Consider the following 21,386-nt stretch of genomic DNA (forward strand, 5'->3'; position numbering starts at 1 on the left):
GCAGCATGTTGGAAGCCCCGGGAGTTTGCTAAAAAGTACAATCGGGTCCGGATTCCAATCAGCCATCAATGATGTAGGTAGCATACGCATGACAGACACAGATTCCCAGGAGCTACGCCGGGTGCTGGGCGCCCTGGCACTGAACCGCGAGCCCGGCTGGCATTTCGCGGGGCATTTTTTCGACGTATCGTTCGACGAAATGGGCGCCGGCGACGTAAGCCTGAGCATATTGCCCGACGCGCATTGCGAGCTGGGCGACGGCCAGGCCCATATGGCGGCGGTCAGCATCCTGGCCGATCTGGCCATGAGCGCTGCTATGCGCTGGCACGCCGATTTCGCGATGCGCATGGCGACTGTCACCATGTCCTTGCAATTCACCGGCGCGCCGCGTCGCGGCCTGCTGCAGGCGCGCGGATACTTCGACGGTTTCATCCAGGCGCCGTCGGGCTTGTGCGACCAGGGGCTGTGCCGTGCGGAAATCCGGGCCGGCGACGACTTGGTGTGCACCGCCACCGGCAGTTTCCTGGCCATGCGCCGGCATACCGGCATGGCCTCCATGCAGTTGCGCAAGCGCGCGGATTCGGAGCCTGTCCAGGCCTTGCTGCCCGAGGCGTTGACTGACGCGGAACGCGCCGTGTACGAGCGCGCCCTCAAGGCGCTGGAGCCGGGCCCGGGTTCGTTCATCGAGCGCTTCTGGGGCCTGCAGCCGCAAAGGCTCGACGACGGGGCCGTGTGCCGGCTGGAAAACGGCCCGCAAGTCGGAAATCGCGTCGGGCACACGCAAGGCGGCATTACCGTGGCGCTGGCCGCCCTGACCGCCAATGCGGCCTTGGGCGAGAAATGGCAACTGGCCGGGATTTCCTCGTGGTACGTACGTCCAGGCACGGGGCCGGCATTGCAGGCACGGGCGACGGTAACGCATCGCGGCACGCATACCGCGGTGGTGGATGTCGACGTCACGAATGAAAACGGCGATACGGTGCTGCGGGCCCTGACCAATCACATAAGCCGGGGATAGGCGGTACAGCCAGGAAAAACGCCGGGCGGCGCGCTGTCGCCCAGGAACTGGCAGCGTCCTGCGCCTTGCCCTAGAATCAGGTCTGCAGGCGGTCGGCAGCCCTGGTTCTTCCTTCCCGCAACCGGGGCCGCCGGGGTGCTTCCGTAGTGGAGGCTTCTACCGCCCGAAAGGAATGAACCCAATGAAATATGTCGACTACTACAAGGTTCTGGGCGTGGAACGCGACGCTACGCAGGCCGACATCAAGAAGGCCTATCGCAAGCTGGCCCATGCCTACCATCCCGACGTATCCAAAAGCCCCGACGCCGAGGAAAAATTCAAGGAGGTCGCCGAGGCCTACGCCACCCTGAAAGACCCCGAAAAGCGCGCCGCCTACGACGAACTGGGCCGCCATCCGCAAGGCGAGGACTTCGTGCCGCCGGAACAGTGGCAGGAACAGTTCCGCCAGTCCGGCGCCGATTTCTCGGATGTGGACCTGGCCGATCTGCTGGCGGCGTTTGCCGCCGCGCAGCGCTCGGCAGAGGCCGGCGGCCGTGGGCATGGGCGCCGCCACGCCCCTCCTCCCCTGCGCGGCCAGGATTTCGAATTCACGCTGCCCGTCACGCTCGAGCAGATATATTCGGGCGCCGAGACCGAGGTCAGCCTGCAGATTCCCGAATACGACGCACAAGGCCTGCTGCACCAGGCGTCCAAGACCTTCCGCATCCATATACCCAAGGGCGCCACCGACGGGCAGCGCCTGCGCTTGCCCGGCAAGGGCGGCGCGGGGCTCAATGGCGGCAAGCCGGGCGATCTGTACCTGGCGATGAAACTGCAGCCGCACAAGCTGTACCGGGTCGACGGCAAGGATTTATACCTGGACCTGCCGCTGGCTCCCTGGGAAGCCGTGCTCGGCGCCAGCGTGCGCATCCCGACGCTGGGCGGCACCGTGGAAATGAAAATCCCTGCGGGCACGGTGTCCGGCCGCAAGCTGCGCCTGGGCGGGCGCGGCCTGCCGGCGGCCACCGGCAGCCAGGGCGACCAGTACGCGGTAGTCCACATCGACGTGCCGCGCACCGTGTCGGACGAGGAACGCGAGCTGTATACCCGGCTGGCCTCGGTGTCGAGCTACCAGCCGCGCAGCCACTTTGATGCAGGAGCATGATCATGGCCACAGACATCACCGAATGCATATGGCTGAACGCGACGGAAATCTGTTCGCTGGACCACCTGATCGAGGTTTCGGGACTGGCTCGCGACGATGTGCTCGATCTCATAGATGCGGGCGTGCTCGAGCCTTCCAGCCGCGGGCCGGAGCCGCAACAATATCTTTTCGAGGCCAGTTGCATCGTCACGCTGCGCACCGCGCGGCGCCTGCGCGACGACTTCGAGCTCGACGCGCACGGCCTGACGCTGGCCTTGCGCCTGCTCAAGCGCATCGAAGGCCTGGAAGCCGAACTGGTGTCGCTGCACGCGCAGTACGGCGGGCCGCCCGCGCACGGCCGGGGCTGATGCGCGCCGGGATAAGGACGCTGCCGTGCGCCCTTATCCCCGGCCACTGTGCTTTCAACCTTTTTCGAGCAGGTCCGCCATGTCGTGGGCGTGCTCTTCTTCCATGGCCAGGATGCCCTCTATCATGCGGCGCGTGGTCGGGTCCTTCTCGCCCAGGTACGACACCATCTGGCGATAGGAGTCGACCGCGATGCGTTCGGCCACGAGGTTTTCCTTGATCATGTCGCGCAGGTCCTTGCCCTCGACGTATTCGGAGTGGCTGCGCGCCGTCAGGCCCTGCGGCGAAAAATTGGGCTCGCCGCCCAGTTCGATGATGCGCGCGGCGATCAGGTCGGCATGCTGCTGTTCTTCGTCCGCATGGGTGGCGAATTCGGCGGCCACGGGTTCGGAATGGATGCCGCTGGCCATGTACTGATGGCGTTTGTAGCGCAGCACACAGATCAATTCCGTCGCCAGCGCTTCGTTGAGCAGTTTCAAGACAGTAGGCAGATCCGCGCCGTAGGTTTCGGTGACGGGCCCCGAGTCCGTGTTCTGCCGGGCCCGGGCCCGGATCTTCTTGACGTCTATCGAGAATTTGCCCGCAGGACTCTGCTTTTTTACTCTGGTAGCCATTGTGCATCTCCTGTATGGGTCCATTGCATCGCGAGCCGACGCGGCCCGCGTCCCTGCGCCCGCGCAGGCGGGCACTGGCTTATTCTGCGCCCTTCGACACGGGCATATGGCGTGGCGAGAAGATGTTTTTCCAACCGGAGTTTTATGTTACAAGAGGATGGAAAGCCGAGGATCGGCATACTCCCGGCGAGTGCCGGCCCGCCTCGTTCCCGCTGCCTTCCGAGCCCCTCGCGCCTCCGCCCTCTTCCTTGCTTCGGCCACGGGAACGGCTGCAATTGCCGCGGACGGCCCCGGCCCGGAAAAGGCCGCCGCGACGATCAGGGCCCCAAAATTTACCGATTGAAACTATGCTGGCTGCGGGTTCGGCCTTATGTCCAAAATAGAAAGGACGAAAATCCGGCCGCGGCCTGCCTCGCCCTGAGCGGCGGGCTTACCGACAGGACTTCAAGGAGATGCACAAAATGCAGCTAGGCATGATAGGACTCGGGCGCATGGGCCGCGATATGGTGCGCCGCCTGATGGACAAGGGACACCAATGCGTGGTGCACGACTCCCGCGCGCAGGCCGTCGACGAGTTGCGCGGCCAGGGCGCGACCGGCGCGGCGAGCCTGCAGGAATTCGTCGCCGCCCTCGAAACGCCGCGCGCCATCTGGCTCATGGTACCGGCCGCCGTGGTCGACGGCGTGCTGCAGTCGCTGCTGCCGCTGCTGGCCGCTGGCGACATCGTCATAGACGGCGGCAATTCCTATTACCGCGACGATATCCGCCGCGCCGAAGAGCTCCGGAAGCAAGGCTTGCATTACGTGGATGCGGGCACCAGCGGCGGTGTATTCGGCTATGAACGCGGCTACTGCATGATGGTCGGCGGAGAGCCCGAAACCGTGCAGCGCCTGGCGCCGATATTCGCCGCGCTTGCCCCGGGCGACGCGGCAGTCGCGCCCAGTCCGGGTCGCGAGGGGCATGCCACTACTGCAGAGCAAGGCTATCTTCATTGCGGCCCGCACGGCGCGGGCCACTTCGTCAAGATGGTGCACAACGGCATCGAATACGGCATGATGGCCGCCTACGCGGAAGGCTTCAATATCTTGCGGCATGCCAATGCCGGCAAGCAGGCGCGCCAGGACGACGCCGAGACCACGCCCTTGCGCGATCCGCAGTTCTATCAATACGACTTCGACCTGCCCGAGATCGCCGAGGTATGGCGGCGCGGCAGCGTCATCAGCTCCTGGCTGCTGGACCTCACCGCCCGCGCGCTCGACGAAGACCCTGTCCTGGAACGCTATTCCGGCAACGTGTCCGATTCCGGCGAGGGCCGCTGGACGGTCATGGCGGCCATCGATACGGCGGTGCCGGCGCCGGTGCTCAGTTCCGCGCTGTACGAGCGTTTCAGCTCCCGGCATATGGGCGATTTCGCCGGCAAGGTGCTGTCGGCCATGCGCCAGCAATTCGGAGGCCACGTCGAAAGAAAGAGCTGAGCCCGCACTGGCAATTCCCGGAGAACAAGCATGACTGAAACCCCACGCTCGGACGCGTTCGTCTTTTTCGGCGCCACCGGCGACCTGGCCTACAAGCAGATATTTCCGGCGCTGTATGCCATGCAGCGGCGCGGGCACCTGGACATGCCGGTCATAGGCGTGAGCCGGTCCTCATGGGACAAGGCCAAATTGGTGCAGCGCGCGCGCGACAGCATCTCGCAGCACGGGCAGATCGACGAGCAGGTGTTTTCCGGACTGGCCGAGCACCTGGAGTACGTATCCGGAGACTACCAGGACCAGGACACCTACCGGTGCCTGCGCGCCGCCCTGGGCCAGGCGCGCAGGCCATTGCACTACCTGGCGATCCCGCCCGGCATGTTCGACGTGGTGGTGCGCGGCCTGGCGCAATCGGGCTGCGCGGGCGAAGCGCGCGTCGTCGTGGAAAAGCCCTTCGGGCGCGACCTCGCCACGGCGCGCAAGCTCGAAGCCATGCTTACCGAGACGTTTGCGCCCGGGTCGATATTTCGCATCGACCACTACCTGGGCAAGGAGCCGGTGCAGAACCTGCTGTATTTCCGCTATGCCAATGTGTTCGCCGAGCCCATATGGAATCGCCACCATATAGACAGCATACAGATCACCATGGCGGAATCGTTCGGCGTGCAAGGCCGCGGCAGCTTCTATGACGGCGTGGGCGCGGTGCGCGACGTAATCCAGAACCATATGCTGCAAGTGGTGTCGCTGCTGGCCACCGAACCGCCGCCGGCGGGCCATCCGGACGCGGTGCGCGATGCCCAATGCAGGGTCTTCCAGGCCATGTGCCCGGTATTGCCGCAAGACGCCGTGCTCGGGCAGTTCCAGGGCTACCAGTCCGAACCCGGCGTGGCCGCCGGCTCTCGGGTCGAGACCTATGCGGCGCTGCGCCTGGCCATCGACAACGAGCGCTGGTCCGGAGTACCCTTTTTCATACGCTCGGGCAAGTGCCTGCCGGTCACGGCCACCGAAGTTCTGGTGAAGTTCAAGCCCTTGCGCCACGCGGTATTCGACACTACGCCCTCGAACTACTTTCGTTTCCGCATCAGCCCCGACGTGCTGCTCTGCGTGGGCGCGCGGGTCAAGCTGCCCGGCGAAGCCATGGCCGGCGAAACAGTCGAACTCACGGCGCATCACCAGGCGGCCGACGAGATGTCGCCTTACGAGCGCCTGCTGGGCGACGCGCTGCGCGGCGATCCCGCGCTGTTCGCGCGCTACGAAAGCATCGAGGCGGCGTGGCGCGTGGTAACGCCGCTGCTGGAAAGCGGCGCGGCTCCCCTGCCCTACGAACCAGGCTCATGGGGGCCGAAACAGGCCGAGGGGCTTACCGCCGCCGTGGGCGGCTGGCACGATCCCAAGCCGCCGGACTCGAAGCGCTAGCCCGGCTCGGCCCAGGCCACGAGCCGGCGCCGGGTTGTGGAGCGCTGCAGACCCGTGCACCGGCATACGGAACCTGTAGCGGCCATCCGGGTCTCAACATCCTGGGCCCGGACGGACTAAGATGAAGACAGAGATCGAAATAGCGATAGCGAGGCTGCCATGAACACTACCAAAGCGACCGCCGTCAACGCGAATACGCGTCGCCTGCATGAACTCGGCCAGAGCCTCTGGCTCGACAATATCACCCGCGACCTGCTGGATTCGGGCACGCTGGGGCGTTACTGCAAGGAATTTTCCCTGACCGGCCTGACGTCCAATCCGACGATATTCGACCAGGCGATCCGCAACGGCAGCGCCTACGACGAGGATATCCGCCGCAAATCGGCAGCGGGCGACGCGGCTGACGCCGTTTTCTTCGAGCTGGCGGTGGCCGACTTGCGCCGCGCCGCGGAGCTGTTCTTGCCTGCCCACAAGGCCAGCGATTCCATGGACGGCTGGGTGTCGCTGGAAGTTTCGCCGCTGCTGGCCTATGACGCCCGGGGCAGCGTCGAAGAGGCGAAACGGCTGCATGCGCAAGCCGCCTGCCCCAATCTTTTCATCAAGATACCCGGCACGCCCGAGGGCCTGCAAGCCATCGAAGATTCCATCTATGCGGGGATTCCGGTCAATGTGACCCTGCTGTTTTCCTGCGAGCAATACGTGGCGGCGGCCGACGCCTATTGCCGCGGTATACGCCGCAGGATCGAAGCTGGCCTGGACCCTAAAGTACACTCCGTGGCTTCGCTGTTCATCAGCCGCTGGGACAAGGCCGTGGCGCAAACCGCGCCCGAGTCGCTGCGCAATCGCCTGGGCATTGCCGTGGCCGGGCGCACCTACCGCAGTTATGTGCAGCGCATGGCAGCGCCCGAATGGGCGCGGCTGGCAGCCGCGGGGGCTGTGCCGCAGCGGCTGCTGTGGGCCAGCACCGGCGTCAAGGATCCGGCGCTGCCCGAAACCTATTACGTCGAGGCCCTGGCCGCGCCCGACACCATCAACACCATGCCCGACAAGACTTTGCATGCCTATGCCGAAAAAGGCCAGTTGCGTGGCGAACTTGCGCGCGACGGCGCCGATGCCGAAGCGCTGCTGGTCGAGTTCGGCCGCGCCGGCGTGGACGTGAATGCCCTGTCCTTGCGCCTGCAGCAGGAAGGCGCCCAGGCCTTCGAGAAATCCTGGAACGACCTGATGGGCCTGATCGCGCAGAAATGCGGCGCGGCGCAGCGCGGCGGCGCTACAGGAGGCGGCAAGCCATGAACGCGTCGACCTGGACCCCGCTGCAAGAACGCCCGGCCTGGAAAGCCCTGTACGCGCATCACGAAAACATGCAGGGCTTGCACTTGCGCCAGCTCTTCGCCGACGACCCCGGGCGAGGTCCGCGCTTCACCGTGCAGGCCTGCGGCCTTTATATGGACTACTCCAAGAATCGCGTCAACGACGAGACCATGGAGCTGCTCATCGAACTCGCGCTGGCCTGCGGCCTGCGCGAGCGCATCGAGGCCATGTTCACCGGCCAGAAGATCAATGTGACCGAGCATCGGGCCGTGCTGCACACCGCCCTGCGCGCGCCGGTGGGCGAACAGGTCATGCTCGACGGCGTGGACGTGGTGGCCGAGGTCCATGCCGTGCTCGACAAGATGCGCGATTTCACGCGCCGCGTCCACGACGGCAGTTGGCGCGGCCATACCGGCCTGCCCATACGCAATGTCGTCAACATCGGCATCGGCGGCTCGGACCTGGGCCCGGTGATGGCCTACGAGGCGCTGCGGCACTACAGCCGGCGCGACATGCGCTTCCGCTTCGTCTCCAATGTGGACGGCAGCGATTTCCTCGAGGCCACGCGCGACCTAGATCCGCAGGAAACACTGTTCATCATTTGCTCCAAGACTTTCAAGACGCTGGAAACGCTTACCAATGCGCAAAGCGCCAGGCAATGGGTGCTGGCGGCACTGGGCGACGAAAGCGCCATAGCGCGGCATTTCGTCGCTGTGTCGACCAACGAGGAAGGCGTGCGGGAATTCGGCATAGACGCCGCCAATATGTTCGGCCTCTGGGACTGGGACGGCGGACGCTATTCGATGGACTCGGCCATAGGGCTGTCTACCATGCTGGCGATCGGAGCCGACAATTTCCAGTCCATGCTGGACGGCTACCGCGCCATGGACCTGCATTTCCGTACCGCGCCTTTCGAGCGCAACCTGCCCGTGCTGATGGGGCTGCTGGCCGTCTGGTACAACAATTTCTTCGGCGCGCAGAGCGTGGCCGTGCTGCCTTACGACAATTACCTGAAGCGTTTCCCGGCCTACTTGCAGCAATTGACCATGGAAAGCAACGGCAAGCGGGTGACGCTCGAAGGCGTGCCGGTGGACTACCAGACCGGCCCGATCTACTGGGGCGAGCCCGGCACCAACGGCCAGCATTCCTTCTACCAACTGATACACCAGGGCACCAAGCTCGTGCCCTGCGACTTTATCGGTTTCTGCCGGCCGCTCGATCCCCTGGGCCGGCATCACGAACTGCTCATGGCCAATCTGTTCGCGCAGACCGAAGCCCTGGCTTTCGGCAAGACCGCCGAGCAAGTGCGCGCCGAAGGCACGCCCGAAGAGCTGGTGCCGCACCGGGTCTTCGAAGGCAACCGGCCGACCACCACGATACTTGCCGAACGCCTCGACCCGGAGACGCTCGGCAGCCTGGTGGCCTTGTACGAGCACAGCGTCTTCACGCAGGGCACGATCTGGCACATCGACTCGTTCGACCAATGGGGCGTAGAGCTGGGCAAGCAACTGGCCGAGAAAGTCATCCCGCAGCTCGAACACCCCCAGCCTGATGCGCTTGCGCACGACAGCTCGACCAATGCGCTGATCCGCCACTACCTGCAGTCGAGAAAAGATTGAGCCGCGCGCGGCGTCGCGCTGCGCAGCCATACAGGCACGCCGCCTCGTCCGCCGCAATAAAAGAAGCCAAGGAACCATCCATGAAACCATCGGCCCCGGATACCCCCGAAATCAGCCCGCTGGCAGGCAAGCCGGCGCCCGCAGACATCCTGTGCAATATCGCCCGGCTGGTGACCGCCTACTACAGCGAAACGCCGGATCCCGAGATCGCCTCGCAGCGAGTGGCCTTCGGCACCTCGGGCCATCGCGGCTCCTCGTTCGAACGCAGCTTCAACGAGGCGCATGTGCTGGCCATCACCCAGGCCATCTGCCTGTACCGCAAGCGGCACGGCACTAGCGGCCCGCTGTACCTGGGCATCGATACCCATGCGCTGTCCGAGCCGGCCAGCAACAGCGCCCTGGAAGTGCTCGCGGCCAATGGTGTGCAGGTCATGATCGCCGCGGGCGGAGAATACACGCCGACGCCGGCGGTGTCCCACGCCATACTGACCCATAACCGGCGCCGCCGCAGCGGCCTGGCCGACGGCATCGTCGTGACGCCCTCGCACAACCCGCCCGACAACGGCGGCTTCAAGTACAACCCCAGCAACGGCGGCCCGGCCGACACCCGCATTACCGGCTGGATCGAGGACAAGGCCAACGAAATCCTGCGCGGCGGGCTCAAGGCCGTGCGCCGCATGCCCTTGGAGCGCGCGCTGCGCAGCGGAACAATCCACCGGCACGATTACTTGCATGCCTATGTCCACGATCTGGACCGGGTCGTCGACATGGATGCGATCCGTGGCTCCCGTGTGCGCATGGGCGTCGATCCCCTGGGCGGCGCCGGCGTGCACTACTGGCCCGCGATCGCCGAACACTATCGGCTCGACCTGGACGTCATCAGCCAGACGGTGGATGCGACCTTCCGCTTCATGACGGTGGACTGGGACGGCAAGATCCGCATGGACCCTTCGTCTCCTTACGCCATGCAAGGCCTGATCGGCGCGAGAAAACGCTACGACATCGCCTATGCTTGCGACACCGACCACGACCGCCACGGTATCGTGACCCGCTCGGCCGGGCTGCTCGCGCCCAACGATTACCTGGCAGTGATGATAGGCTACCTGTTCAGCTACCGGCCGCGCTGGAGCGCCGCCGCGGCCGTCGGCAAGACCGTGGTCAGCACCCAGATGATAGACCGCGTCTGCAGCCGGCTCGGCCGCAGGCTCTACGAAGTGCCGGTCGGCTTCAAATGGTTTGCCTCCGGGCTGCAGGACGGCACGCTGGGCTTCGGCGGCGAAGAAAGCGCCGGCGCCTCGTTCCTGCGGCGCGACGGTTCGGTATGGACCACCGACAAGGACGGGCTGGTCCCTGCCCTGCTCTCGGCGGAAATGACGGCGCGCTGCGGCCGCGACCCCGCCGAGCTCTACCAGGCGATCGAGAATTCCTGCGGCAAGCCGTATGCCGACCGGCTGCAGGCTCCGGCCACGCCGGCGCAAAAAGACCGCCTGCTCAAGCTCGATGCGCGCCAAGTGCGCTCCACGACGCTGGCGGGCGAACCGGTGCAGGCAGTGCTGACTCGCGCGCCCGGCAATGGCGCGCCCATAGGCGGCTTGAAGGTGGTGGCCGGCCACGGCTGGTTCGCCGCGCGCCCGTCGGGCACCGAAGACATCTACAAGATCTATGCCGAGAGCTTCCGCGGCAAAGCCCATCTGCGGGACATACTGCAGCAGGCCCAGGACATCGTAGACCGGGCGCTGGGCGGCCGGGCTTAGGGCTCTAGGGCACTAAGGGCAGCTAAAGATCAAACGCGCGGCAAGACGCCGCGGGGTGCCGGCGTTGCCGGCGCTTCGCTTATGCGCCAGGATTGCGTCCCTGCCGGCAAGCACGGGCGTTACAGCCAGCCGCCCGTAAAGCCAGCCCGCTTCAGGCCCGAGACGATATACGGGCAGGCTTTCATCCATTCCCACAGCTTGCCGCTGCGATAGTTTTCTATCATCAGCACGATAGGACCCTGGTTCAGGCCGTAATGCCAGCGCGATACCCAGCCATAAGGGCTACGGATCTTTTCGGGGTGCGTCGGGTTGAAGGTGGCCTTGAAGCCGTATGGATTGCCCACCTTCAGCTTGACCTCGTGGATGAAGTAATCGATGGCGGGCAACACGATATCCGGCGCGAACGGCAGCGAGGCGACCACCGCCCACGGGGCCAGCGTGCCGTCGTCCGGGCCTTCGGGCACGCCGCGGGCGATATAGTCGTAGAACTGGCAGTCCACGCCGTTGATCTTGCGCACATCCGGGCCCGGGCCGTCGCTGGCGGTGATGCCCCAGCAGTGTTCGCCATAGCGCTTGAAGCCATGCGGATTGTCGATGGCATAGCGCTGCTGCACGCAGGTCGCGCGGCGGCTGTTCTCGAAGTAGTCTATGCCCTTGCCGCGCATGTAGTCATCCTGTATGCCGCGGAAGTCTATCCATATGTGTGAGAGCTGGTGCGTGAACAAGGGGCCGGCGTACAAATAATCGAAGCCGTAGCTGTGTTTCCATTGGTAAGTCGAGGCCCATGCGGCGTAGCTGCTTGCGGGCAGCGCATGTGTGGGCGAGCCCAGGCCCAGCACATACATCAGCAGCGCCTCGTCGTAGCCTTCCCAGCGATACTTGATGAAGCCGCTCTCTGGACGCCAGCCGTGAGTCACCGTCTGGCCGCCATCCTGAGCCCATTGCCAATCGGCGCGCTCGTAGAGCTGCAGCGCGAGATCGCGGATCTCGCGTTCGGCCGGCGCGGCCGCGTCGAAGTACACCGCGGCGGTCAGCCCGCCGGCCAGCAGGAACGCAGTGTCGATCGTGGACAGTTCGCACTGCCATGCGCGCCGCCCCGTCTTCATGTCGAGGAAGTGGTAATAAAACCCCTTGTAGCCCGTGGCGTCAGGTTCGGTGCCCTGCTGGCTTCGATGGAAGAAACGCAGCGTTTTCAAGGTGCGCTGCGCTGCCTCGGCGCGGCTTATGAAGCCGGCCTCGACACCGACCGGATAGGCCGCCAGCGCCAGGCCGGTGGCGGCGATGCTGCATGGCCAATCCGCCGCGGTCTTGTCCAGCACCAGACCCGTGTCCGGATTCGACTCATGCAGAAAGTAATTGAAAGTTTCATGTTGGAGCAATCGCAATTCCGCGTCGGTGGATAATTGCACGTGTATCTTCTCCTGGACTGCCCTGCTTGCAGAGCACAGGTTAGCGCCGTATCGTGTCTCTGTGCAATACCGCGCAGCTTCCCGTAGCGCCTCCAGGCCGGCACGCATCGAGCCGGATGAGCTTCATCATGGCCTTGTCGTGCCGCAGGGCCGCCCGACGGCAAACAGTTCGGGGCTTTCTTTCGCGTTCATGACGCGTTCCCGCGGCGCAAGGCCGCGGCCGGGCAGGCTTATGCCTGCCACCGGGTGCCCCGTCCGGGTAGTCAGTGAACTTAAATCCGGATGCATGCGTCGTACAGATTAGGCGCAAAGTCGCGGCACTAGCTGGTTTTGCCGCGAGGAGTCGCTGCGCGGCATGGGCGCTGCAAGCGCCACTTCAAGCGTGCGGATCGAGCGGGCCGGACGCCAACGCCGCCCGTTTGCGCGGTCCATGCGCAGCGGGCAGCCGGTCGACAAGGAGCCATATCTGCATGAAGCTGGGTTCAAGCATCGCAAGCACACTCGAACGGCGGCACACGGCCGGCGGGTTCGGCCCGTTCGAACCGCCGGTACGCGCAGAACTCTTCAGCCAGGAAAGACTGGAACAACACGCGGCCAGCCTGGCCAAAGCACAAGGCATCGCCCGCAAGCCGGGCCTGAAGCGTTCCTTGGTCCGGCGCATGGCGGAAAACGAAAAAGTCCTGTTCACATGCTATGACGCGATCGCCAGGGCCACGCATGAACGGCGCTCCGTCACGCCCGCCGCAGAATGGCTGCTAGACAATTTCCGGGTCATCGAAGACCAGTTCAAGCAGACGCGGCGCGAACTGGCCACCTCCACATACAGAAAACTGCCCAGGTTGGCCGAGGGCCCCTTGCGCGGCCATCCGCGCATCTACGGCATCGCCTGGGCCTTCGTGGCGCACACCGACAGCCGCTTCGACGCGGCGCTGCTGCGCAGCTTCATGCAGGCCTATCAGAAGGTGCAGCCGCTGACCATCGCCGAACTGTGGGCCCTGCCCCTGGCCTTGCGTTGCGTGCTGATCGAAAACCTCAGGCGCATTTGCGTCTATGTCGCCGGCTCGCAGCAGATACGCCAGCAGGCCGACGAACTTGCCGACGACCTGCTGGCCCTGGACAAGCAGGCCAAGACGGGCAAGCTCGACGATGTGATGCGCGAGCGCGTGAGCCGGCCGCTGCAACCCGCCTTCGCGGTACAGCTCATACAGCGCTTGCGCTACCAGGACGTGTCGCTGCAATGGCTCAGCCGCGAGCTTGCGCGCTCGCACCTGACGGTCGACGGCGTGGTGCAAGCCGAGCACGCAAGCCAGGCCGCGGCCAATATGACGGTGCGCAACATCATCACCGGCATGCGCGACATGTGGGCCTTCGACTGGCAATCGCTGTTCGAAAGCGTCAGCCTGGTCGACGCGTGCCTGCGCGGCAGCGCCGGCTATTCCGCCATGGACTTCATCACCCGCGACCGCTACCGCCATGCGGTCGAGGTGCTGGCCGCAGGCAGCCAGCTCACCGAACTCGAGGTGGCCCAGGCCGCCATGGCCCGGGCCATGGCGGCGGGCGCCGAATTCGAGGACCCGCGCCATGGCGATCCGGGCTATTACCTGATTTCCAGTGGACGCGACAGCTTCGAGCGGGAAATCGGCTTTCGCCCGTCCATAGGGCAGCGCAGCCTCAAGACCTATGCCGCGCACGCAAGCATCTACATAGGCTTGATCCTGGCGATCAGCGCGCTGCTGCTGGCGGTGCCGCTATGCTTGAGCGCGGCGGCCGGCGCAGGTTCGGCCGCCTTGTGGATACTGGGCCTGTGCGGCTTTTTTCCCGCATCCGACCTGGCGGCCCTGCTGGTGGACAAGGCCGTCATGCGCTTGATCACTCCGCACCACCTGGCCCGGCTGGAACTGCCGCAAGGCATCCCGGAACGGCTGCGCACTTTCGTGGTCATGCCCACGCTGCTTACCTCCGAGAAGGACATCCGCTCGCAGGTCGACCACCTGGAAGTGCACTATCTTGCCAATCCCGATGGCGAGGTGTACTTCGCCCTGCTGTCGGACTGGGCCGACGCCGACACCGAGGACTGCGAGGACGACCTGCCCTTGCTGGAGACGGCGACCCGGCTCATCGACGAGCTGAATCACCGCCACGGCCGGATGCCGGACGGCAGCCCGCGCTTTTATCTTTACCATCGCCGCCGCCTGTGGAATGCGGCCCAAGGCAAATGGCTGTCCTGGGAACGCAAGCGCGGCAAGCTGCACGAATTCAACCGCCTGCTGCGCGGCGCGGTAGACACGTCTTTTTTGACGCAGAGCGACAAGCCGGCGTGGGCGCCCAGGGGCGTACGCTATGTCATCACGCTGGACAGCGACACCCGCCTGCCGATAGGCGCGGTAAGAAAACTCGTGGGAGCGGCCGCGCATCCGCTGAACCGCCCGCGCATCGACCACGACACGCAACGCGTGACCGAGGGCTACGGCATACTGCAGCCACGCGTCACGCCCACCCTGCCCTCGGCGCGCGAAAGCTCGATCTTCCAGCGGCTGTTTTCCGGGCCCTGCGGCCTGGACCCGTATGCCGCCGCCGTATCGAATGTCTACCAGGACCTGTTCCAGGAAGGCAGCTATACGGGCAAGGGCATTTATGACGTGGATGCCTTCGAGGCCGCGCTGTCCGACCGCATTCCGGAAAACACCGTGCTCAGCCACGACTTGTTCGAAGGCATATTCGCGCGCTGCGGGCTGGTCACGGACGTCGAGTTCTTCGAGGACTTCCCGTCCAACTACCAGGTCGCGGCCGTGCGCGGACATCGCTGGATGCGCGGCGACTGGCAGTTGCTGCCCTGGATACTCGGGCTGCGCGGCGACACCATTCCCGCCATCGGCCGCTGGAAGATGCTGGACAATCTGCGCCGCTCGCTGTCGGCGCCGGCGACGGTGGCGCTGCTGCTGGCAAGCTGGCTGCTGCCGCATGCCGCGCCAGGCGCCTGGGCGGCATCGGTGATGCTGGTGCTCGCGGCGCCTGCCATATTGTCCTTGTGCCACGGCCTGCTGCCCACGCGTTCGGGCGTGTCCATGCTCAGCCATTTGCGCGCGGTGGCGTACGACCTGCTGAGCGGCTGCGCCTATGTGGCGATTGCCGTCACACTGCTGGCGCACAAGGGATGGCTGGCACTCGACGCCATCGGCCGCACCCTGTTTCGCCTGCTGGTCAGTCACCGCCTGCTGCTGGACTGGGTGACTTCGGCCCAGTCCAGGCTGCGCGCCAGTCTGTCGCTGCTGCATTTCACTTGGTCTCTGCGCGCGGCGGTGCTGATTGCCATCGCCGGCGCCGTCGCCGTGTGGCGGATCGATCCGGCCAATCTGCGCGTGGCCGCGCCGTTCCTGGTGCTGTGGGCCTTGTCGCCGTTTTTCGCGCACCTGATCAGCCTGCCGCCCGAATCGGCCAAGCCTCGCCCCGCGACGCCGCAGGAAATACCGGCACTGCGCGAGGCTGCGCGCCGCATCTGGCGCTTTTTCTCGACCTTCGTGACCGCCCAGGACCACGCGCTGCCGCCCGATAATTTCCAGGAGGATCCACAGCCTGTGGTTGCGCATCGCAGCTCGCCGACCAATTTTGGCTTGTACTTGCTGTCCATCGCGACGGCGCGCGACTTCGGCTGGATCGGCCTGGCGGAAACGATCGAGCGGCTCGAAGCGACACTCGGAACCATGCAAGAGCTGCCGCGCTTCCGCGGGCATTTTTTCAACTGGTACGACACGCGCGACCTGAGCGTGCTGGAGCCGCAATACATCTCGTCCGTGGACAGCGGCAATCTCGCCGGCCACCTTCTGGCGCTGGCCAGCGCCTGCACGGAACTGGCCGGCCGGCCCCTGTTCGAAGCCATGCATCTGCAGGGCATTGCCGATTCCGTGCGCCTGATGCGCAGCGCGATACCCGGCGAGCGCAGCGACCGGCGTACGCTGACCGTCAATCCCAGCCAGTTGCACCAGGGCCTGGACGACTTCGAACAGTCCTTGCTGGCCCATGCGGGCGCGGAGGTCGGAGACTGGCCTGCGCTGTGGCAAGACCTGGACGCACGCGCCGCGGTGCTACTGGACCTGGCTCAAACCAATGCGGACGAACGCGGCGACGCGGACCGCAGCGAAGCCCTGGCCTGGGCCAGGGCAATCCGCTCCGACGTCGCCAGCCACTTGCGCGACATCGACCTGCATGAAGAAGCCCTGCGGGACCGCCAACAACAGACGCAAGCCACGGACAAGGATGCGAACGAGGAAGCAGATACAGAGATGGGCCATAGCGCGGACGAAGCGGCCGCAGACGTGCCCGAGGCGGCCCGCGCCAGGCTCCATGCCTTGTCCGAGCTGTGCCTGCGCTTGTTCCGCGCCATGGATTTCCGCTTTCTCTACGACGCCGACCGGCGCCTGTTTTCCATAGGCTATCGCGTCAAGGAAGCCATGCTGGACAACAGCTATTACGACCTGCTGGCGTCCGAGGCGCGGCTGGCCAGCTACGTCGCGGTGGCCAAGGGCGACGTGCCGCCCACGCATTGGCTGCGCCTGGGCCGTCCGATGACCCGCCAGGGCTGGGGCGCCGTGCTGCTGTCCTGGTCGGGATCCATGTTCGAATACCTGATGCCCTCGCTGGTCATGTATACGCCCAGCCACAGCCTGCTCGACCAGACCTGCCGGCTGGCCATCGCCCGGCAGATCGAATACGGGCAAGAGCTGGGCATACCTTGGGGCATCTCGGAGTCGGCCTACAATGTACGCGACAGGTCCCTGACCTATCAGTATTCGGATTTCGGCGTGCCCGGGCTGGGCCTGAAACGCGGCCTGGGCCAGCAGCTCGTCGCCGCGCCGTATGCCACGGTGCTGGCGGCGATGTACCAGACCGCGGCCGCTGTAGAAAACTTCGGCCGGATCGAAGCCGCCGGAGGACGTGGCGTCTACGGCTATTACGATGCCGTCGATTTCACGCCTGCGCGGATTCCCGAAGGCCAGCGCGCGGCGCCGGTACGCGCGTATATGGCGCACCACCAGGGCATGTCGCTGGTGGCCCTGGGCAACGTGCTGTTCAATGGCGTGATGCGCCATCGCTTCCACCGCCAGGCCATCGTGCGCGCCGCCGACATGCTGTTGCAGGAACCTTGTCCGCGCGAAGTCAGCGTGGCCTTGCCGCGCCGCGATCCGGTCGACGCGGTGCTGTCGAAGGAGACCATCATGCCCGTGTCCCGCAGATTCCGTTCCGCCAGGCAGCCCGTGCCGGCCACTCATCTGCTTTCCAATGGCCGCTATACCGTGATGATTACCGCGGCGGGCTCGGGCTACAGCATGTGCGACGGCATGGCCGTGACGCGCTGGCGCGAAGACAGCACCTGCGATGCCTGGGGCAGCTATCTGTTCTTGCGCGACATGGCCAGCGGCGAGGTATGGTCGGCGGCCCACCAGCCCGTGGGCATCGAGCCCGAGCGCTACGAAGTCGTCTTTTCGGAAGACAGGGCGCGCATTTCGCGCCAGGACGGCGCGCTGTCCACCACCCTGGAAGTGCTGGTCTCGCCCGAGGACAATGCCGAGATCCGGCGCCTGTCCATTACCAACTCCGACCAGCAGGCGCGCGATGTAGAGCTGACATCCTACGCGGAAGTCGTGCTTGCGCCGCTGGCCGCCGACGCGGCGCATCCGGCTTTTTCCAATCTGTTCATAGAAACCGAGTATCTGTCGGACATACGGGGCCTGGTCGCGATGCGCAGGCCGCGCAGTTCGTCCGACCCGCAGCAATGGGCCGCACACATCCTGGCCGGCGGCGCCCACCTGGACAGCGTGGGCTACGAGACCGATCGCGCCCGGTTCCTGGGGCGCGGGCGCAGCGTGCGCACGCCGGTGGCCATACTCGACGGGCGTCCTCTGTCCAATACCGTAGGTTCGGTGCTCGACCCCATCCTCAGCCTGCGTACCCGCGTCCGGATCGAGCCGGGCGCCACGGCGCACGTCCTGTTCGCCACCATGACGGCGCAAAGCCGCGAAGACCTGATCAACCTCGCCGACAAGTACCGCGACCCCGCCAGCTTCGAACGCATCTCGACGCTGGCCTGGACCGAGGGCCAGGTGCGACTGCACCATCTGGGCATCGATGCCGACGAGGCGCACCTGTTCCAGTTGCTGGCCAACCGCGTGCTGTACTCGGATGCGTCGCTGCGTCCGGGCAGCGAAGTGCTCAAGCGCAACACCTTGAACGCCACGGCCCTGTGGCGCTACAGCATCTCGGGAGACCTGCCCATCGTGCTGCTGCGCGTGGACGAGCAGGAAGACCGGGAAATCGTGCGCCAGATGCTGCGCGCCCATGAATACTGGCACGGCAAGGGCCTGTCCGTCGATCTCGTCATACTCAACGAACGCAAGGCTTCGTACATCCAGGACTTGCAGACATCCCTGGAAAACATGGTCAGGGGCAGCCAGTCCGCGCCGGAAGGTTCCGCGCGCGGCGGCATATTCGTGCTGCGTTCGGACCTGATGGAGCCGGCAGAGATCGACCTGCTGCAGTGCGCCGCGCGTGCCGTGCTGGCGGGCCAGAAACAGGGCAGCCTCGAAGAACAACTGGCGCGCCTGAAACGCCGCCCGCTCAAGCCCGCGCCGGCCGCCCTGCCCCATCGGCGTGGCAGCGCAAGCGGGCAAGCGCCCGCGTCACAGCCGCTGCCCGAACTGGAATTCTTCAATGGCCTGGGGGGCTTTGCCGAACGCGGACGCGAATACATGATCGTGCTGGGCGAGGGACAGCGCACCCCTGCCCCATGGATCAATGTGGTGGCCAACCCCGGACTCGGTTTCCTGGCCTCGGAATCGGGCTCGGGCTATACCTGGGCCGGCAACAGCCAGGAAAACCAGCTCACGCCCTGGTCCAACGACCCCGTCGGCGATGCGCCGGGCGAGGTCTTCTACCTGCGCGACGAAGACAGCGGCGTGTGCTGGACGCCCACCGCCCTGCCCATACGCCTGGAACAGACTCGCTACATCGCCCGCCATGGCCATGGCTATACACGCTACCTGCATGCCTCCAACGGCATCGCAACCGAATTGCTGCAGTTCGTCGCCTGGCAGGATCCCGTCAAGATCTCGGTGCTGACGCTGGAGAACCGCTCCACGCATACGCGCAAGCTCAGCGCCACCGCCTACGTCGAGTGGGTGCTGGGGACCTCGCGCGCGGCGGACGCGCCGTTCATAGTCACGGACATGGATGCCGATAGCGGCACTCTGTATGCGCACAACCCATGGAACATGCAATTCGGCAGCCATACGGCTTTCGTGCAATGGACCACGGGGCTCGATTCCTGGACCGCGGACCGCAGCGAATTCATCGGCCGCAACGGCAATCTGGAATCGCCGGCGGCCCTGGCGCAAGGCGTGCGGCTCAGCGGGCACAGCGGCGCGGGCCTGGACCCGTGCGCAGCGCTGCGCACGGGCGTGCAGATACGCCCGGGCCAGCGCCTGCGGCTGGTGTTCGTGCTGGGCCAGGCGGCCGACAGGCAGTCCGCCGCGGCCCTGGCTGCGCGCTATCGCGACGTGGATCCCGACGCACTGCTGGGCGAAGTCACCGGGCACTGGGACAGCATCCTGGGCACGGTGCAAGTGGAAACGCCGGATCGCGCGGCCGACCTCATGCTCAATGGCTGGCTGCTTTACCAGGTGCTGGCCTGCCGCATGTGGGCGCGCGCTGCTTTCTATCAGGTAAGCGGCGCCTACGGCTTTCGCGACCAGTTGCAGGACAGCATGGCGTTGAACCTGGCGCGCCCCGACCTGGCGCGCGCGCACTTGCTGCGCAGCGCGGCTCGCCAGTTTCCGGAAGGCGACGTGCAGCACTGGTGGCATCCGCCCGGCGGCAGCGGCGTGCGCACGCACATATCCGATGACCGCCTCTGGCTGCCCTATGTGGTCGCGGAGTACATGGCGACCACGGGTGACGCCAGCGTGCTGGACGAGCAGATCCCGTTCCTGGAAGGCGCGGCGATCGAGCCGGGCCATGAAGATGCCTACTACCAGCCGGCGGTCTCGTCGCAGACGGCGAGCCTGTACGAGCATTGCTGCCGCGCCATAGAGTGCAGCCTGGCGCGCGGCGTGCACGGCCTGCCGCTCATGGGCACGGGCGACTGGAACGACGGCATGAACCGCGTCGGGCACGAAGGCAAGGGCGAAAGCGTCTGGCTGGGATGGTTTCTCCATAACACCCTGTCGCGCTTCTCGCCGCTGGCGGCGGCCCGAGGCGAACACGACACCGTGCAGCGCTGGAAACAGTATGCGTCGGAACTGCGGGCGGCCATACGCAAGGAAGCCTGGGACGGCGCCTGGTACCGCCGCGCCTACTTCGACGACGGCACGCCGCTGGGCACGTCCTCCGACAATGAATGCCGCATCGATTCCCTGGCGCAGACCTGGAGCGTGATCTCGGGCGCGGCCGAAGCCTCGCGCCAGCGCCGTGCCATGCAGTCGGTGGAGGAATACCTGATACGCCAGGGCGACGACCTGGTGCTGCTGCTGGCCCCGGCCTTCGACAAAATGCCGCGCGACCCCGGCTACATCAAGGGCTACCTGCCCGGGGTGCGCGAGAACGGAGGCCAATACACCCATGCGGCCGCCTGGTGCCTGATCGCCTACACGCTGCTGGGCGACGGCAACCGCGCCGGCGACCTGTTCAGGATGCTCAACCCGGTCCATCACGCCTCGAGCCGCGCGGGCGTGCATGCCTACAAGGTCGAGCCCTATGTGGTGGCGGGAGACATCTATGCCGCACCGGCTCACGTACGGCGCGGCGGATGGACCTGGTACACGGGCTCGGCGGGCTGGCTCTATCGCGCCGGCACCGAGTGGCTGCTGGGCTTGCGCAAGCGCGGCGATACGCTGTCGATCGATCCCTGCATACCCGCCGACTGGAGCAATCTGCGCCTGCAATACCGCCACGGCGCATCCCTGTACACCATAGACATCGAAAACCCGCGAGGCGTATGCCGCGGCGTGACGCGCGTCGAGCTCGACGGCGCGCCCCTGCCCCGCGGCAAGAAGCAGGTCTTGCCGCTGGTGGACGACGGCCAGCCGCACAATGCCAAGGTCGTGCTGGGCGAAGCGCCGCACCCGGCGGCCGACGAATCGGACTGAAGCTCCACGGCAGGCAAGCGTCGCCTGCCGTCCTTGGGCTACTAGCGCATTTTCGGTTCAGGTGTTTACGGTCTTCGCGGCGCTGCATTAGGCAAATATCGCGGAAATTCGGTAAACATTTGCGTCGAACTTGCTACTAGCCCGGCC

Annotated in this window: 11 protein-coding genes; 9 read left to right on the forward strand and 2 right to left on the reverse strand. The window is 65.7% G+C overall.

What is annotated here, in order from left to right; genetic code table 11:
• Window positions 1-88: 88 nt before the first annotated feature.
• From KVP10_RS01560 to KVP10_RS01570, 3 genes are all read left to right on the forward strand, one after another.
• Window positions 89-1,018, forward strand: coding sequence for a hotdog domain-containing protein (locus KVP10_RS01560; protein WP_217962702.1), 930 nt, complete (start codon window positions 89-91; stop codon window positions 1,016-1,018).
• A 181-nt stretch (window positions 1,019-1,199) separates the two neighbouring features.
• A complete protein-coding gene (locus KVP10_RS01565; protein WP_217962703.1) occupies window positions 1,200-2,162 on the forward strand; it encodes a DnaJ C-terminal domain-containing protein in 963 nt (320 codons plus the stop codon).
• Window positions 2,163-2,164: 2 nt separating this feature from the next.
• A complete protein-coding gene (locus KVP10_RS01570; RefSeq protein ID WP_217962704.1) occupies window positions 2,165-2,509 on the forward strand; it encodes a chaperone modulator CbpM in 345 nt (114 codons plus the stop codon).
• Between the two features lie 54 nt (window positions 2,510-2,563).
• Here the strand turns inward: KVP10_RS01570 and KVP10_RS01575 are convergent, their stop codons facing one another.
• Complete coding sequence (locus tag KVP10_RS01575; protein ID WP_217962705.1) at window positions 2,564-3,121, reverse strand: ferritin-like domain-containing protein; 558 nt, start codon at window positions 3,119-3,121, stop codon at window positions 2,564-2,566.
• A gap of 461 nt (window positions 3,122-3,582) precedes the next feature.
• Between KVP10_RS01575 and gnd the strand changes: the two genes are divergently transcribed.
• From gnd to pgm, 5 genes are all read left to right on the forward strand, one after another.
• Window positions 3,583-4,596, forward strand: coding sequence for a phosphogluconate dehydrogenase (NAD(+)-dependent, decarboxylating) (gene gnd, locus KVP10_RS01580; RefSeq protein ID WP_217962706.1), 1,014 nt, complete (start codon window positions 3,583-3,585; stop codon window positions 4,594-4,596).
• A gap of 30 nt (window positions 4,597-4,626) precedes the next feature.
• Window positions 4,627-6,009, forward strand: a complete 1,383-nt coding sequence (zwf, locus tag KVP10_RS01585) for a glucose-6-phosphate dehydrogenase (RefSeq protein ID WP_217962707.1) — start codon at window positions 4,627-4,629, stop codon at window positions 6,007-6,009.
• Window positions 6,010-6,168: 159 nt separating this feature from the next.
• Window positions 6,169-7,302, forward strand: coding sequence for a transaldolase (gene tal, locus KVP10_RS01590; RefSeq protein WP_217962708.1), 1,134 nt, complete (start codon window positions 6,169-6,171; stop codon window positions 7,300-7,302).
• A complete protein-coding gene (pgi, locus tag KVP10_RS01595) occupies window positions 7,299-8,939 on the forward strand; it encodes a glucose-6-phosphate isomerase (RefSeq protein WP_217962709.1) in 1,641 nt (546 codons plus the stop codon). The genes tal and pgi overlap by 4 nt, the downstream gene beginning before the upstream one ends.
• Before the next feature lie 80 nt (window positions 8,940-9,019).
• Entirely contained in the window at window positions 9,020-10,693 is a 1,674-nt protein-coding gene (pgm, locus tag KVP10_RS01600) for a phosphoglucomutase (alpha-D-glucose-1,6-bisphosphate-dependent) (protein ID WP_217962710.1), read from the forward strand.
• 119 nt (window positions 10,694-10,812) lie between these two features.
• On the opposite strand, the gene KVP10_RS01605 is transcribed toward pgm, so the two are convergent.
• Window positions 10,813-12,102 carry a glucoamylase family protein gene (locus KVP10_RS01605; protein ID WP_343218673.1) on the reverse strand — a complete coding sequence of 430 codons (1,290 nt, stop codon included), beginning with the start codon at window positions 12,100-12,102 and terminating at the stop codon, window positions 10,813-10,815.
• Between the two features lie 470 nt (window positions 12,103-12,572).
• Here KVP10_RS01605 and KVP10_RS01610 point away from each other — a divergent pair, with 470 nt between their 5' ends.
• Complete coding sequence (locus KVP10_RS01610) at window positions 12,573-21,239, forward strand: GH36-type glycosyl hydrolase domain-containing protein (RefSeq protein WP_217962712.1); 8,667 nt, start codon at window positions 12,573-12,575, stop codon at window positions 21,237-21,239.
• Window positions 21,240-21,386 lie beyond the last annotated feature (147 nt).

The sequence above is a fragment of the Candidimonas humi genome (assembly GCF_019166065.1).
Lineage (GTDB): Bacteria > Pseudomonadota > Gammaproteobacteria > Burkholderiales > Burkholderiaceae_B > Candidimonas > Candidimonas humi.

Excerpts from the sequence above, each read along its gene's own strand:
- KVP10_RS01560 (WP_217962702.1), top strand. The coding sequence starts at position 89 with ATGACAGACACAGATTCCCAGGAGCTACGCCGGGTGCTGGGCGCCCTG.
- KVP10_RS01565 (WP_217962703.1), top strand. The coding sequence starts at position 1,200 with ATGAAATATGTCGACTACTACAAGGTTCTGGGCGTGGAACGCGACGCT.
- KVP10_RS01570 (WP_217962704.1), top strand. The coding sequence starts at position 2,165 with ATGGCCACAGACATCACCGAATGCATATGGCTGAACGCGACGGAAATC.
- KVP10_RS01575 (WP_217962705.1), bottom strand. The coding sequence starts at position 3,121 with ATGGCTACCAGAGTAAAAAAGCAGAGTCCTGCGGGCAAATTCTCGATA.
- gnd (WP_217962706.1), top strand. The coding sequence starts at position 3,583 with ATGCAGCTAGGCATGATAGGACTCGGGCGCATGGGCCGCGATATGGTG.
- zwf (WP_217962707.1), top strand. The coding sequence starts at position 4,627 with ATGACTGAAACCCCACGCTCGGACGCGTTCGTCTTTTTCGGCGCCACC.
- tal (WP_217962708.1), top strand. The coding sequence starts at position 6,169 with ATGAACACTACCAAAGCGACCGCCGTCAACGCGAATACGCGTCGCCTG.
- pgi (WP_217962709.1), top strand. The coding sequence starts at position 7,299 with ATGAACGCGTCGACCTGGACCCCGCTGCAAGAACGCCCGGCCTGGAAA.
- pgm (WP_217962710.1), top strand. The coding sequence starts at position 9,020 with ATGAAACCATCGGCCCCGGATACCCCCGAAATCAGCCCGCTGGCAGGC.
- KVP10_RS01610 (WP_217962712.1), top strand. The coding sequence starts at position 12,573 with ATGAAGCTGGGTTCAAGCATCGCAAGCACACTCGAACGGCGGCACACG.